Annotated in this window: 14 protein-coding genes; 7 read left to right on the forward strand and 7 right to left on the reverse strand. The window is 72.3% G+C overall.

Going from position 1 to position 13,275, the window contains the following annotated elements; all coding sequences use genetic code 11:
• Window positions 1-41: 41 nt before the first annotated feature.
• Both OG599_RS18565 and OG599_RS18570 read right to left on the reverse strand, forming a co-directional pair.
• Window positions 42-1,469 (reverse strand): ArsA family ATPase, encoded by a 1,428-nt coding sequence (locus tag OG599_RS18565; RefSeq protein WP_327177089.1) that lies wholly within the window; start codon window positions 1,467-1,469, stop codon window positions 42-44.
• Window positions 1,466-2,440 (reverse strand): ArsA-related P-loop ATPase, encoded by a 975-nt coding sequence (locus OG599_RS18570; protein ID WP_327177090.1) that lies wholly within the window; start codon window positions 2,438-2,440, stop codon window positions 1,466-1,468. The genes OG599_RS18565 and OG599_RS18570 overlap by 4 nt, the downstream gene beginning before the upstream one ends.
• A gap of 70 nt (window positions 2,441-2,510) precedes the next feature.
• Between OG599_RS18570 and OG599_RS18575 the strand changes: the two genes are divergently transcribed.
• The 4 genes from OG599_RS18575 (at window position 2,511) to OG599_RS18590 (ending at window position 5,030) form a co-directional block, all read left to right on the forward strand.
• Entirely contained in the window at window positions 2,511-2,669 is a 159-nt protein-coding gene (locus tag OG599_RS18575; protein WP_003967454.1) for a DUF4177 domain-containing protein, read from the forward strand.
• The gene (locus OG599_RS18580) at window positions 2,669-3,139 is read left to right on the forward strand and encodes a RidA family protein (RefSeq protein WP_327177091.1); all 471 of its coding nucleotides are present in this window, start codon (window positions 2,669-2,671) and stop codon (window positions 3,137-3,139) included. The genes OG599_RS18575 and OG599_RS18580 overlap by 1 nt, the downstream gene beginning before the upstream one ends.
• A 176-nt stretch (window positions 3,140-3,315) precedes the next feature.
• Window positions 3,316-4,203, forward strand: a complete 888-nt coding sequence (locus tag OG599_RS18585) for an NUDIX hydrolase (protein ID WP_327177092.1) — start codon at window positions 3,316-3,318, stop codon at window positions 4,201-4,203.
• Window positions 4,200-5,030, forward strand: coding sequence for an MBL fold metallo-hydrolase (locus OG599_RS18590; protein ID WP_327177093.1), 831 nt, complete (start codon window positions 4,200-4,202; stop codon window positions 5,028-5,030). Before OG599_RS18585 ends, OG599_RS18590 begins: the two co-directional genes overlap by 4 nt.
• 247 nt (window positions 5,031-5,277) lie before the next feature.
• On the opposite strand, the gene OG599_RS18595 is transcribed toward OG599_RS18590, so the two are convergent.
• Window positions 5,278-5,952: a Crp/Fnr family transcriptional regulator gene (locus tag OG599_RS18595; protein WP_150489041.1), complete on the reverse strand. Its 675-nt coding sequence runs from the start codon at window positions 5,950-5,952 to the stop codon at window positions 5,278-5,280.
• 339 nt (window positions 5,953-6,291) lie between these two features.
• On the opposite strand from OG599_RS18595, the gene nth reads away from it, so the two are divergent.
• The 3 genes from nth to OG599_RS18610 all read left to right on the forward strand — a co-directional run bounded on the left by nth (window position 6,292) and on the right by OG599_RS18610 (window position 9,698).
• The gene (gene nth, locus OG599_RS18600) at window positions 6,292-7,443 is read left to right on the forward strand and encodes an endonuclease III (RefSeq protein WP_327177094.1); all 1,152 of its coding nucleotides are present in this window, start codon (window positions 6,292-6,294) and stop codon (window positions 7,441-7,443) included.
• Between the two features lie 210 nt (window positions 7,444-7,653).
• A complete protein-coding gene (locus OG599_RS18605; RefSeq protein WP_442809451.1) occupies window positions 7,654-8,412 on the forward strand; it encodes an NUDIX hydrolase in 759 nt (252 codons plus the stop codon).
• A gap of 86 nt (window positions 8,413-8,498) precedes the next feature.
• Window positions 8,499-9,698 (forward strand): MarP family serine protease, encoded by a 1,200-nt coding sequence (locus tag OG599_RS18610; RefSeq protein ID WP_327177095.1) that lies wholly within the window; start codon window positions 8,499-8,501, stop codon window positions 9,696-9,698.
• A 114-nt stretch (window positions 9,699-9,812) separates the two neighbouring features.
• Here OG599_RS18610 and OG599_RS18615 read toward each other — a convergent pair whose 3' ends face one another.
• From OG599_RS18615 to nhaA, 4 genes are all read right to left on the reverse strand, one after another.
• A complete protein-coding gene (locus OG599_RS18615; RefSeq protein WP_327177096.1) occupies window positions 9,813-10,016 on the reverse strand; it encodes a hypothetical protein in 204 nt (67 codons plus the stop codon).
• Window positions 10,017-10,122: 106 nt separating this feature from the next.
• Window positions 10,123-11,211 carry an alpha/beta fold hydrolase gene (locus OG599_RS18620; RefSeq protein WP_327177097.1) on the reverse strand — a complete coding sequence of 363 codons (1,089 nt, stop codon included), beginning with the start codon at window positions 11,209-11,211 and terminating at the stop codon, window positions 10,123-10,125.
• Window positions 11,208-11,741 (reverse strand): phage holin family protein, encoded by a 534-nt coding sequence (locus OG599_RS18625; RefSeq protein WP_327177098.1) that lies wholly within the window; start codon window positions 11,739-11,741, stop codon window positions 11,208-11,210. The genes OG599_RS18620 and OG599_RS18625 overlap by 4 nt, the downstream gene beginning before the upstream one ends.
• 38 nt (window positions 11,742-11,779) lie before the next feature.
• The gene (gene nhaA, locus OG599_RS18630; RefSeq protein ID WP_327180086.1) at window positions 11,780-13,144 is read right to left on the reverse strand and encodes a Na+/H+ antiporter NhaA; all 1,365 of its coding nucleotides are present in this window, start codon (window positions 13,142-13,144) and stop codon (window positions 11,780-11,782) included.
• Between the last annotated feature and the right edge of the window lie 131 nt (window positions 13,145-13,275).

Genomic DNA, 13,275 nt, shown 5'->3' on the forward strand with positions numbered 1-13,275 from the left:
TTCCGCTCGCGATTGCGGATCGGCCGGTGGAGCCCGGGCCCTCAGGCCGACCCGGCGGGATCGCGGCCGGCCGCGCCCGCCGCGAGACGTTCGCCCACGGTCCGCAGCCCCGCCAGATCGTGCACGTCGCCCGGCAGCGCGGCCACCTCGGTCACCAGGACCTCCGGGTGGGCCGCGGTGAAGCGCTCGCGGGTACGCCGCTCGCGGGCGACGACCTGCATGCGTTCGGCGTGCAGGCGCAGCAGTCCCTCGGTGAGTTCTTCGATCGCGACCACGGGGACCGCCGGAGCGCCGTCCGTGCCGTCCAGGGCGTCCGTGCTGTTCGTGCCGATGGGGGTGGGGGACTCAGCGGCTTCGGGGGACGGATCGAGGGGGAGGGCTACCGCCGGGTCACGAAGACCAGTCTTCCCGGGGGCCCCATCCACCATGCCCGCCGCCTCAAGATTTTCGGCGGCGGCGAGTGCCTGCTCGGCGGTGAGGCGTGCGGCCTCGCTGCCGTGCGCCCGGTTCAGCACCAGCCCCGCCAGCGGCATCCGCTCCGCCGCCAGCCGTTCCACGAAGTACGCCGCCTCGCGCAGCGCGTCCCGCTCCGGCGTCGCGACCACCAGGAACGCCGTCCCCGGGGCCTGGAGCAGCTGGTAGGTGGCGTCTGCCCGGGTACGGAAGCCGCCGAACATCGAGTCCATGGCGGCCACGAACGTCTGGACGTCGCGGAGGAACTGGCCGCCCAGCAGCTTGCCGAGGGTGCCGGTCATCATCGACATGCCCACGTTGAGGAACTTCATCCCGGCCCGGCCGCCCATCTTCGCGGGCGCCATCAGCAGCCGGATGAACTTGCCGTCGAGGAACGACCCGAGCCGCTTCGGCGCGTCCAGGAAGTCCAGCGCGGAACGCGAGGGCGGGGTGTCGACGATGATCAGGTCCCACTCGTCGCGCGCCCTCAGCTGCCCGAGTTTCTCCATCGCCATGTACTCCTGCGTGCCCGCGAAGCCGGCCGACAGGGACTGGTAGAAGGGGTTCTCCAGGATGGCACGGGCCCGTTCGGCGTCCGCGTGCGCCTCGACCGTCTCGTCGAAGGTCCGCTTCATGTCGAGCATCATGGCGTGCAGTTCGCCCTCGCCCGCGATGTCCTCCACCCGGCGCGGGACGTTGTCGAGCTGGTCGATGCCCATGGACTGGGCGAGCCTGCGCGCGGGGTCGATGGTGAGGACGACCACCTTGCGTCCGCGCTCCGCCGCCCGTACGCCGAGCGCCGCCGCGGTGGTCGTCTTGCCGACGCCGCCGGAGCCGCAGCACACCACGATCCGGATGCCGGGGTCGTCGAGCAGCGCGTCGGTGTCGAGGCCCGGCACGCGCACCGGGTCCGTACCGGCCGCCGTCGCCGTATCGCCCACGGCTTCCGTGCCGTCCACCGCTGCCTTGCCGCCCTCGCCCTCGGAGCCGGGTGCGGCGCCGGATGCCCGCGTCATGACGCCTCCTCTTCCCCTGCGCCCTGTTTGCGGAGCTCCCCGGCCAGGACGTGCAGCGCGGCGAGGTCGATGCCCTCGCCCATCAGCGGCAGCTCGTCCGTGGGCAGCCCGAGCCCGGCCAGTACGGCCCGCTGCTCGCGTTCCAGGCGGACCCGCTGCGCGTGCTCGGCCGCCTGCGCGATCAGCGGGCGGACCAGGGCCGCCGAACCGGTCACGCCCGCACGGGTCAGGGTCTTCGCGATCTCCTTGCGACGGGCCCCCGACGCGGTGCGCAGCGCCTCCTCGTCCAGCAGGTGCGGGCGGACCATGTTGACGATCACCCGGCCCACCGGGAGCTGGGCTGCGCGCAGTTCCCCGATGCCGTCCGCGGTCTCCTGCACCGGCATCTCCTCCAGCAGGGTCACCAGATGGACGGCGGTGTCGGGGGACTTGAGGACCCGCATCACGGACTGGGCCTGGTTGTGTATCGGGCCGATCCGGGCCAGCCCGGCCACCTCGTCGTTGACGTTGAGGAAGCGGGTGATCCGGCCCGTGGGCGGCGCGTCCATGATCACGTGGTCGTAGACGAAACGACCCTGCTTGTCCTTGCGGCGCACCGCCTCGCACGCCTTGCCGGTCAGCAGGACGTCCCGGACCCCGGGTGCGATGGTCGTGGCGAAGTCGATCGCGCCGAGCTTCTTGAGCGCCCGGCCCGCGCTGCCGAGCTTGTAGAACATCTGGAGGTAGTCGAGGAGCGCCTGTTCCGCGTCGATGGCCAGGGCGAACACCTTGCCGCCGCCCGGCACGTCGGCGATCCTGCGCTCCTCGTAGGGCGCGGCGCTCGCGCCGAAGAGCTCGGCGATGCCGCCGCGCCCCTCCACCTCGACGAGAAGGGTGCGCCGGCCCTCGGCCGCGAGGGCGAGCGCGAGGGCGGCGGCCACCGTGGTCTTACCGGTGCCGCCCTTGCCGCTGACGACCTGGAACCTGCTCACGCTTCGAGCCTAACCAGTAGGTCGGCAGCCTACGCACGGGAGCGCCCGTGCCAGGCATTACAGTCGGGCCATGACCAAGTGGGAATACGCGACCGTGCCGCTCCTCGTGCACGCGACCAAGCAGATTCTGGACACCTGGGGCGAGGACGGCTGGGAGCTGGTCCAGGTCGTGCCCGGGCCGAACAACCCCGAGCAGCTCGTGGCCTACCTGAAGCGGGAGAAGGCGTAATGGCCGGTACCGTCGAGGCGCGGATCGCCGAGCTCGGGCTCACCCTGCCCGACGTCGTTCCGCCGCTGGCCGTGTACCAGCCGGCCGTGCGCTCCGGTGCGTACGTGTACACCTCGGGCCAGCTTCCGATGGTCGAGGGCCGGCTCGGTGTGACCGGCAAGGTCGGTGGCGAGGTGACGGCCGAGGAGGCCAAGGACCTCGCCCGGGTCTGCGCCCTCAACGCCCTCGCGGCCGTGAAGTCGGTCGTCGGTGACCTGGACCGGATCGCCCGGGTCGTCAAGGTCGTCGGCTTCGTGGCCTCCGCCCCAGACTTCACCGGACAGCCCGGTGTGATCAACGGCGCCAGCGAGCTGCTGGGCGACGTGCTCGGCGACAAGGGCGTGCACGCCCGCAGCGCCGTCGGTGTCGCGGTCCTGCCGCTGGACGCACCGGTCGAGGTCGAGGTCCAGGTCGAGCTGATCGACGCCTGACCGTACGCACGTGTTCCCTCGTCCCGTCCGGCCTTCTGGGCCGGGCGGGATCTTTTTCGTACCCGCTGTCGATCCCAGGGGCCGATCCCAGGTGTCTATCCCCGCTGCCGATCTCACCGGTGGGGAACGCGCGTACCCCCCTCGTACAAATCGGCCGATCCGGATAGCCTCCGGCCATGTCCCAAGGTCAGTGGTACCCACCGGAATGGCCCGACCGGATCAGAGCCCTCGCCGCGGGCGAGCTGACGGCCGTGACCCCCCGGCGCGCCGCCACCGTGATGCTGCTGCGCGACGCCCCCGCCGCGACCGGTGCCGGACCGGCCGTCCACATGCTGCGGCGCCGTACCACCATGGCCTTCGCCGGAGGCGCGTACGCCTATCCGGGCGGCGGGGTCGACCCGCGCGACGACGACCACCTCGTCGGCTGGGCCGGACCCCCGCTGGAGAGCTGGGCCGCACGGCTGGGCGTCCCGAGCGCGGCGGAGGCCCAGGCCATCGTGTGCGCGGCGGTCCGCGAGACCTTCGAGGAAGCGGGCGTCCTGCTCGCGGGCCCCACCCCCGACACCGTCGTCGGCGACACCACGGGCGCCGACTGGGAGACGGACCGCGCGGCGCTCGTCGCCCGGGAGATCTCCTTCGCCGGGTTCCTGGAGCGGCGGCGGCTCGTGCTCCGCTCCGACCTGCTCGGTGCCTGGGCCCGGTGGATCACCCCCGAGTTCGAGACCCGGCGCTACGACACCTGGTTCTTCGTCGCGGCGCTCCCGGAGGGCCAGCGCACCCGCAACGCCTCCACCGAGGCCGACCGCACCGTCTGGATCACCCCCGCCGACGCCACCGCCGGCCACGCCCGGGGCGAACTCCAGATGATGCCGCCCACCGTGACGACGCTGCGGTCGCTCCTGCCGTACCGGACGGCCGAGGAGGCGCTGAAGGCGGCCGGGACCCAGGATCTCGCCCCCGTACTCGCACGGGCGCGGCTGGAGGGCGACCAGTTGGTGCTGATCTGGCCGGGACACGATGAATTCACCACGCCCGTACCGCCCGCAGCCGGAGGAACAGCATGAGCGACGCCGCGCTACTGCCCGGACAACCGCGCGGACAGGTCGTCTCCGGACCCGCCACCGCCCGCGCGGTCAACGTCCTGGCCCCCAACGCCTCCGCGATGACCCTGGACGGCACCAACACCTGGATCCTCGCCGAACCGGACTCGGACCTCGCGGTCGTCCTGGACCCGGGACCGCTCGACGACACCCACCTGCGCGCCGTGATCGACACCGCCGCCCGGGCCGGCCGGCGCATCGCGCTCACCCTGCTCACCCACGGCCACCCGGACCACGCCGAGGGCGCCGGGCGCCTCGCCGAGCTGACAGGTACGAAGGTGCGCGCGCTCGACCCCGCGCTCCGGCTCGGCGACGAGGGGCTGGCGGCGGGGGACGTCATCACCACCGGAGGGCTCGAACTCCGGGTCGTCCCCACGCCCGGCCACACCGCCGACTCGCTCTCCTTCCACCTGCCCGCGGACGGCGCGGTGCTCACCGGCGACACGATCCTCGGCCGGGGCACGACCGTCGTCGCGCATCCGGACGGGAGGCTCGGCGACTACCTCGACACCCTGCGGCGGCTGCGCTCGCTGACCACGGACGACGGCGTCCACACCGTCCTGCCGGGCCACGGTCCGGTACTGGAGGACGCGCAGGGCGCGGTGGAGTTCTACCTCGCGCACCGCGCGCACCGGCTGGCCCAGGTGGAGACGGCGGTGGAGTCCGGGCTGCTCACGCCGTCCGAGGTGGTGGCCCGGGTGTACGCGGACGTCGACCGGTCCCTGTGGCCTGCGGCGGAGCTGTCCGTACGGGCACAGCTGGAGTACCTGGCGGAGCACGGACTGATCTGACCCGGAGTGGCGTCCTGGCACGGGCTGATCTGACCCGGGGTGGCGTCCTGGATCCGCCCCGGTGAGCCCCGTGCGCGGAGAGCCCTGTCGCCGGTCAGCCCCGTCCCCGGAGGTGCCCCGCGTGCCCGGGAACGCCGAGAGGCCCCGCCTGACGGCAGGGCCTCTTCGTGCGTGTACTGCGTCGCGGTACGACGGTGTACGGCGTTGCGTGTACGGCGTGCGGTACGGGCTCCGGGAGCCCGCCGGATCAGCGCGAGCGCTTCGCCAGCCGCTCGACGTCGAGCAGGATCACGGCGCGGGCCTCCAGGCGGAGCCAGCCACGGCCCGCGAAGTCCGCGAGCGCCTTGTTGACCGTCTCGCGGGAGGCGCCGACCAGCTGGGCCAGCTCCTCCTGGGTGAGGTCGTGGACGACGTGGATGCCTTCCTCGGACTGGACGCCGAAGCGGCGCGACAGGTCCAGGAGGGCACGGGCGACACGGCCCGGCACGTCGGAGAAGACCAGGTCGGACATCTGGTCGTTGGTCTTGCGCAGACGGCGGGCGACCGCGCGCAGCAGCGCGGTGGCTACCTCGGGGCGGGCATTCAGCCAGGGCTGGAGGTCGCCGTGGCCGAGGCCGAGCAGCTTGACCTCGGTGAGCGCGGTCGCGGTGGCGGTGCGCGGACCCGGGTCGAACAGCGACAGCTCGCCGATCAGCTCCCCGGGGCCCAGGACGGCGAGCATGTTCTCGCGGCCGTCGGGGGAGGTGCGGTGGAGCTTCACCTTGCCGTCGGTGACCACGTACAGGCGGTCGCCAGGGTCACCCTCGTGGAACAGCGCGTCTCCGCGCGCGAGGGTCACCTCACTCATCGAGGCGCGGAGTTCCGCGGCCTGCTCGTCATCGAGCGCCGCGAAAAGCGGGGCGCGTCGTAGAACGTCGTCCACGAGATCTCTCCTTGTCGGCCTGTTCAGGGAACCGTGGTCCCCATCATGCCGGACGGTAAAACAGTGCGATCAATCACAAACCAGTTTGACGCACGAGCCGCCCGGATCGTACGGCAGGGGCCGATCAGGGGTGGAAACCCGCTGACACGGGCGAATCCGGGGGCCGGGGACGTGGCCGGCCACGCGCGCCGGGCGGCCGGCCGGCACGGCGCCTCGCGGCGTTGTCGGACCGTCCGGGTACAACCCGGTACCCGGGTGGCCCTCCGCCTTGCGAGGCACCGCACCGGACACCGCCCGCCGATCCGACGCGAACTGTCGGCCACGGCCTAGGCTGACCGGGTGTCCGGAAAGCTGCTGGGAGCGAAGGGCGAGGGGGCCGTCGAGGTGCCGGAGAAGCAAGATTCAGCCGTGGGCGAACAAGGCTCGGGGGCGTCGCGGAAGGCCCGTACGCGGACGCCCGCCACCGCCGCCCAGACCTCGGCGCAGGCCGCCGCGAAGGCGCGTCCGTCCCGGTCGAAAGCCGTCGGCGCGTCGAAGACCGTACCGGCGAAGCCGGCCAAGCCGGAGTCGCATCTGGCGATGGTCCGCCGCGCCCGCCGGATCAACCGTGAACTGGCCGAGGTCTACCCGTACGCACATCCGGAACTGGACTTCCGCAACCCCTTCGAACTCCTCGTCGCCACCGTCCTCTCCGCGCAGACCACCGACCTGAGGGTCAACCAGACCACCCCGGCGCTCTTCGCCGCCTACCCCACCCCCGAGGACATGGCCGCCGCCGTCCCGGAGGACATGGAGGAGCTGATCCGGCCGACCGGGTTCTTCCGGGCGAAGACCCGGTCTCTCCTCGGTCTCTCCGCGGCGCTCCGGGACAACTTCGGCGGCGAGGTGCCCGGCCGGCTCGAGGATCTCGTGACCCTGCCCGGCGTCGGCCGCAAAACGGCCAACGTGGTCCTCGGCAACGCCTTCGGAGTCCCCGGAATCACCGTCGACACCCACTTCGGCCGACTGGTGCGGCGCTGGAAGTGGACCGACGAGGAGGACCCGGTGAAGGTGGAGGCCGTGGTCGCCGGGATCTTCCCCAAGAGCGAGTGGACGATGCTCTCCCACCGGGTCGTCTTCCACGGCCGTCGGATCTGCCACTCCCGCAAGCCCGCGTGCGGCGCGTGCCCGATCGCGCCGCTCTGCCCCTCGTACGGAGAAGGGGAGACCGACCCGGAGAAGTCCAGGAAGCTGCTGAAGTACGAGAAGGGCGGCTATCCGGGACAGCGCCTCAGCCCGCCCGCCGACTATCCGGGCGACCCCGCTCCCGGCCTCGGCGAGCGGGAGGCCGCCGCGCAGGAGGCCGCCCTGGTGACCGCGCTGGAGGACGGGCCCGGGGGCGCGGGCTCCACGGGCGCATCGGACCGCAAGGCCGCATCGGGCGGCAAGGCGACATCGGGCGGCAAGGCCGCGCGTGGGCCGAAGACGGCGCGGGGTACGGGAGCCGCATGAGCGAGAACGCGCCCCGGACGGGAGAGAACGCGCCCCGCGGCTTACGCCCGGAGCCCACAGCGTCCCCGACGCCTCCGACGCCCCTGGCACCGCCGGCGGGTCGTGCGCCCTCGGCGGCCGTCGTCACGGAACGTCCCGGCGCGTCCCCCGTACGGATGAGGCCGGAACGAAATGGCAGATGACAGGCGTTGTGAGAAATCGGGGGTGCCCATGACCTACACACCGAGCACGACGCGGCCGACGAGCGCCGCGCAGACGGACGGCGGGCCGCACCGGCCGGGCGGGCAGCCCGGCTCCGGGGACGGGGTCGCCGTCACCACCGAGGGCATGCCGTCGTGGCTCGCCCCGGTCGCCGAGGCCGCCCGCGACGTGCGGCCGCAGCAGCTGAGCCGCTTCCTGCCGCCGGAGAGCGGGGCCGGGCGCCAGTCGGCCGTGCTCATCCTCTTCGGAGAGGGCGAACAGGGACCGGAGCTGCTGCTGATGGAGCGCGCCGGAACCCTCCGCTCGCACGCGGGGCAGCCGGCCTTCCCGGGCGGCGCGCTCGACCCCGAGGACGGCGACCCGGCGACGAGCGGTCCGCTCCGGGCGGCGCTGCGGGAGGCCGAGGAGGAGACCGGTCTCGACCCGCGGGGTGTGCAGATCTTCAGCGTGCTGCCCCGGCTCTACATCCCGGTCAGCAGCTTCGTGGTGACCCCGGTGCTCGGCTGGTGGCGGACGCCGAGCCCGGTGCGCGCGGTCGACGCCGCCGAGACGGCCCGGGTCTTCACCGTCCCCGTGGCCGATCTCACGGATCCGGCCAACCGGGTGATCACCAAGCACCCCAGTGGCTTCCTGGGCCCCGCGTTCCTGGTGGAGAACGCCCTGGTCTGGGGGTTCACCGCCGGTCTGATCGACCGGATTCTCCACTTCGCGGGCTGGGAACGCCCCTGGGACAGGACCAGGCAGGTGCCGCTCGACTGGCACGCATGACAGGCTGGCTCCCCTGCTGGGTTGTTCCGGGCCCCCGGACCCCGTCACCCGACGGGCCAGGTGACGAATCTGCGAGGCTATAGACGGTGAACGTGCTGGACATCCTGCTGCTCGTCGGCGCCGTGTGGTTCGCGGTCATCGGCTACCGCCAGGGTTTCGTCGTCGGCATCCTGTCCGTGATCGGCTTCCTGGGGGGAGGCCTGGCCGCGGTCTACCTGCTGCCGCTCCTCTGGGACCGGGTCACGGCCAACTCCGAGGTCTCCTCGACGGCCGCCGTGGTGGCGGTCGTGATCGTGATCGTGTGCGCGTCGGTCGGCCAGGCCCTCACCACCCACCTCGGCAACAAGCTCCGCGGGCACATCACCTGGTCGCCCGCGCGCGCCGTGGACGCCACCGGCGGTGCCCTGGTCAACGTGTGCGCGATGCTGCTCGTCGCCTGGCTGATCGGGTCCGCGCTGGCCGGCACGTCCCTCCCCACTCTGGGCAAGCAGGTCCGCAACTCCTCCGTCCTGCTCGGTGTCTCCCGTGTGATGCCCCAGCAGACGTCGACCTGGTTCGACGACTTCTCGTCGGTTCTCGCCCAGAACGGCTTCCCGCAGGTCTTCAGTCCGTTCGCCAACGAGCCGATCACCGAAGTCGAGCCCCCCGACCCGGCGTTGACCGGCAGCCCGGTGGTGGGCCGTGCGAAGAAGTCCGTCGTCAAAGTCGTCGGCATGGCCCCGAGCTGCGGAAAGGTCCTCGAAGGCACCGGTTTCGTCTTCGCGGACGGGCGTGTCATGACCAACGCCCACGTCGTGGGCGGCGTCGACGAGCCCACCGTCCAGGTCGGCGGCGAGGGACGGGTGTACGACGCGAAGGTCGTCGTCTACGACTGGCAGCGCGACATCGCCGTACTCGACGTCCCGGAACTCCGGGCCGCCGCACTGAATTTCACCGAGACGGAGGCCAAGACCGGCGACAGCGCCATCGTGGCCGGCTTCCCGGAGAACGGCGACTACGACGTCCGCTCCGCCCGTGTCCGCGGCCGGATCCAGGCCAGCGGCCTCGACATCTACCACCGGGGCACCGTCCACCGCGACGTGTACTCGCTCTACGCGCTCGTACGGCAGGGCAACTCCGGCGGGCCCCTGCTCACTCCGGACGGCCAGGTGTACGGAGTGGTGTTCGCCAAGTCCCGCGACGACGCCGACACCGGTTACGTGCTGACCGCCAACGAGATCCGCCCCGACATCGACGCCGGCCGCACCGCCGACCAGCAGGTCGACACCCAGGGGTGTGCCCTCTAGGCCGAGTTGTGAGAGCAGCGCCGTCCGCTTGGAGGGCGGCTCCGGCTGCGCCGGTGATGTTCCCCTGCGCGGACGCCGTGTCCGCGCAGGGGGGTGGTCAAGTGCGGTTCGCGGTCAGGTGCGGGGATGGCGCAGCCGCGCCGATACCCAGCGGGCCCGCCGGCGGAGGATGCGGGGAATGCCGAGCCGAGGATCGTGTATGACCTGCACGGTATGCATCTGGCCCGTGGGGCCGCCCCCCTCATGAGTGCTCACCGCGGCAGTGGCGGTCGAGCGGCGGTTGCGTGCTGCGTCACCGAAGTCGTGCGTCCAGCCCATACCCCGACGTTTGCCCCTGACCCATGGTCGGTAATCGTGGGGAAGCAAGCCAATCGGCCTATGCGCCCGGCACGTGGCCGTGCGGCGCACACCTGTACGGATCGGGTCAGCGATCGGGCTCGGGATCCTTGAGCCAGTTGATGAGTTCGGTCGAGAAGGCGGTCGGATCCTCCTCGTGCGGGAAGTGCCCGAGACCGTCGAAAAGTCGCCACCGGTAGGGAGCCTCGACGTACTCGCCGGACCCCGCCGAACTCCGCGTACGCATCGCTGGATCGAGTGAACCGTGCAGGTGCAGAGTGGGCACCCGGACCGGTCGTTTCATGCGCCGGTAGAACTGCACCCCGTCCGGCCGGGCCAGCGACCGCACCATCCACCGGTACGGCTCCACCGAGCAGTGCGCCGTCGACGGGATGCACATCGCGCGACGGTAGACGTCCAGCGTCGGGCCGTCCGGGAAGGCGATGTCGTTGGGGCCCGCCCACTCCTCGATCAGCCGGCCCACCAGGGCGCCCTCGTCCGCGACGAGCTGACGCTCCGGCATCCACGGCCGCTGGAAGCCCCAGACGTACGATCCGGCCCGGGACTGGCCGAAGTCCGAGAGCATGGAGGAACGCCAGCGGCGCGGGTGCGGCATCGAGGACACCACGAGGCGCCGCACCAGCTTCGGCCGCATCACGGCCGCCGTCCACGCGAGGTAACCGCCCATGTCGTGGCCGACCAGCGCCGCGTCCGGCTCGCCGAGCGACCGGATCACGCCGGTGACGTCGAGCGCGAGGTTGGCGGGGTCGTAGCCCCTGGGCGTACGGTCGCTGCCCCCGACCCCGCGCAGGTCCATCGCGACGGCGCGGAAGCCCGCCTCGGCGAGCGCGGGCAGCTGGTGGCGCCAGGTCCACCAGAACTGCGGGAAGCCGTGCAGCAGGAGTACGAGGGGGCCTGAGCCCATCTCCGCGATGTGGAACCGTGCCCCGTTGGCGGCCACGTCGCGGTGCGTCCAGGGGCCGTCCAGCCGTACCGGACCGCCGGACGGCGCGGGGCGGCCGCCGCCCACCGGGGCGACGGGGACCGCCGGACCGGACGGCGCCGTCGGCCCGCCGTCGGAGGCGGGCCGTGCGGCGTCCGGGGTGGACCCGGACGGCTCCGGCGCGGGACGCGCGGAGCCTGTCGTACCGAATGCGCTGCTTTCGGGGACCGTCATGCCGAAGAGCGTGCCACAGCGGACGACTTGTCCTGAACCGGGCTCTTCTCGACGGCCTTGTCCGCGAGGGAGGAGCCGCCGATCGCGGGACGGGACGGGCCGGGCGCGGTGACCGGGCGGGGGTGTGGCTTGACGCCCTGAAGGACGGCGGCGCTCTGCTTCGCGGACGCGATCGACTTCTCCGGCGGCTTGACCTTCTTGAACTTGGCGACGGCGAAGAGGGCCAGCAGTACGCCCAGGAGAATGAAGGCGCCGCCGACGATCAGGAACGACCAGGCCAGGCCCAGCCCCAGGTTGTGGATGCCGTACGCGGCCGCGAAGCTCAGCGTCGGGATCGCGAACAGGAGCAGGACGCCCGCGATGATGCCGGCGGCGCTGCCCATGACGCCCCGTTTGACGTCCTGGCGCACCTCAGCCTTGGCCAGGGCGATTTCGTCGTGCACCAGTGCGGACATCTCGGCGGTCGCCGTGGCGACCAGCTGTCCCAGACTGCGGTCCGCGCCGCCCACGAAATTGCCGGGGTCGCTCATCCTGACTCCCTCTCCTCTTCAACACGTCCGGTGACAGATCATGCCGGACTGTCCGGCTTGTTGCCCGCTGCCCCCGCCCGTTCGGCGAGACGGCGGTGTTCGGCCGCCTTCCGTTCGTGGAGTGCGGCCATCCGCAGGTGGTACCCGGGATCGTCCTGCTCGTAGACATCGGGAACCCCCGACGCGTCCTCGTCCCGCTCCTCCGCCTCGTACAGCGCCCGGTGGACGCGTACCCGGAGTTTGAGCAGTACACCGGAGACTACGGTGGCGATGAGCGAACCGAGCAGAACGGACGCCTTGACTTCGTTGGTCATGTCCTCGTCGCCGGCGAAGGCGAGCTCGCCGATGAGCAGCGAGACGGTGAAGCCGATGCCGGCGAGCGCGGCGACCGCGAAGACGTCCGCCCAGGCCAGAGCTGGGTTGAGCTCGGCCTTGGTGAAGCGGGTGGCGAGCCGGGCGCCGCCGTAGATGCCGACGGTCTTGCCGACGACGAGGCCGAGGACCACCCCGAGCGTCTCGGGCCGGGTGAAGACTTCGGCGAGCGCGTCGCCGCGCAGCGTCACCCCGGCGGCGAAGAGCGCGAACATCGGGACGGCGAGCCCGGCGGAGAGCGGGCGCACGAGATGCTCGATGTGCTCGCCGGGGGAGCGTTCCTCGCCCTCGCGCCGGACGCACCGCAGCATCAGCCCCATGGCGACGCCCGCGATGGTCGCGTGGACGCCGCTGTTGTACATCAGTCCCCAGATGACGAGGGCCAGCGGTACGTACACCCACCAGCCGCGGACCTCGAAGCGGAGCAGCGCCCAGAAGAGGGCCAGCCCGAGGAAGGCGCCGCCCAGGGCCAGGAAGTCGATCGACTCGGTGAAGAACACCGCGATGATCAGGATGGCGAAGAGGTCGTCGACGACGGCCAGCGTCAGCAGGAAGGCCCGGAGCGAGCCCGGCAGCGAGGTGCCGAGGACGGCGAGGACGGCGAGCGCGAAGGCGATGTCGGTTGCCGTCGGCACGGCCCAGCCGCCCAGACTGCCGCCGCCGATGGCGTTGGTGAGTACGTAGACGAGCGCGGGCACCGCCATGCCGCACAGGGCGGCTACGACGGGCAGGGCGGCCGTCCTGGGGTCGCGGAGTTCGCCCGCGACCAGCTCGCGCTTGAGCTCCGCGCCCGCGACGAAGAAGAAGACGGCGAGCAGCCCGTCGGCGGCCCAGTGCTCCACGGAGAGGTCGAGCCCGAGGGCCGCCGGGCCGAAGTGGAAATCGCTGACCGCCGTGTAGGAAGAGCCGAGCGCGTTGGCCCAGACGAGTGCCGCGATGGCCGCCACCAGCAGGACGACGCCGCCGACCGTCTCCGTGCGCAGCGCGTCCGCGAGGTAGGTCCGCTCCGGCAGCGGCAGGCGGCCCAGCAGGGTCGGCCGGGAGGATGCGGCGAGATGGGAGGGCCGGGTGGGCGCGGGGGGAGCCTCGGTCGGGGGCGTCGGGGCTGCGGCCGACGGGTCGGATGCCGACGGGTCGGATGGCGGCGGGGTGCGGCGGGGTT

This window comes from Streptomyces sp. NBC_01335, from assembly GCF_035953295.1.
In the GTDB taxonomy this organism is placed as follows: Bacteria; Actinomycetota; Actinomycetes; order Streptomycetales; family Streptomycetaceae; genus Streptomyces.

Coding starts and splice junctions, on each gene's coding strand:
- OG599_RS18565 (WP_327177089.1), bottom strand. CDS start 1,469: ATGACGCGGGCATCCGGCGCCGCACCCGGCTCCGAGGGCGAGGGCGGC.
- OG599_RS18575 (WP_003967454.1), top strand. CDS start 2,511: ATGACCAAGTGGGAATACGCGACCGTGCCGCTCCTCGTGCACGCGACC.
- OG599_RS18580 (WP_327177091.1), top strand. CDS start 2,669: ATGGCCGGTACCGTCGAGGCGCGGATCGCCGAGCTCGGGCTCACCCTG.
- OG599_RS18585 (WP_327177092.1), top strand. CDS start 3,316: ATGTCCCAAGGTCAGTGGTACCCACCGGAATGGCCCGACCGGATCAGA.
- OG599_RS18590 (WP_327177093.1), top strand. CDS start 4,200: ATGAGCGACGCCGCGCTACTGCCCGGACAACCGCGCGGACAGGTCGTC.
- OG599_RS18605 (WP_442809451.1), top strand. CDS start 7,654: ATGACCTACACACCGAGCACGACGCGGCCGACGAGCGCCGCGCAGACG.
- OG599_RS18615 (WP_327177096.1), bottom strand. CDS start 10,016: ATGGGCTGGACGCACGACTTCGGTGACGCAGCACGCAACCGCCGCTCG.
- OG599_RS18620 (WP_327177097.1), bottom strand. CDS start 11,211: ATGACGGTCCCCGAAAGCAGCGCATTCGGTACGACAGGCTCCGCGCGT.
- OG599_RS18625 (WP_327177098.1), bottom strand. CDS start 11,741: ATGAGCGACCCCGGCAATTTCGTGGGCGGCGCGGACCGCAGTCTGGGA.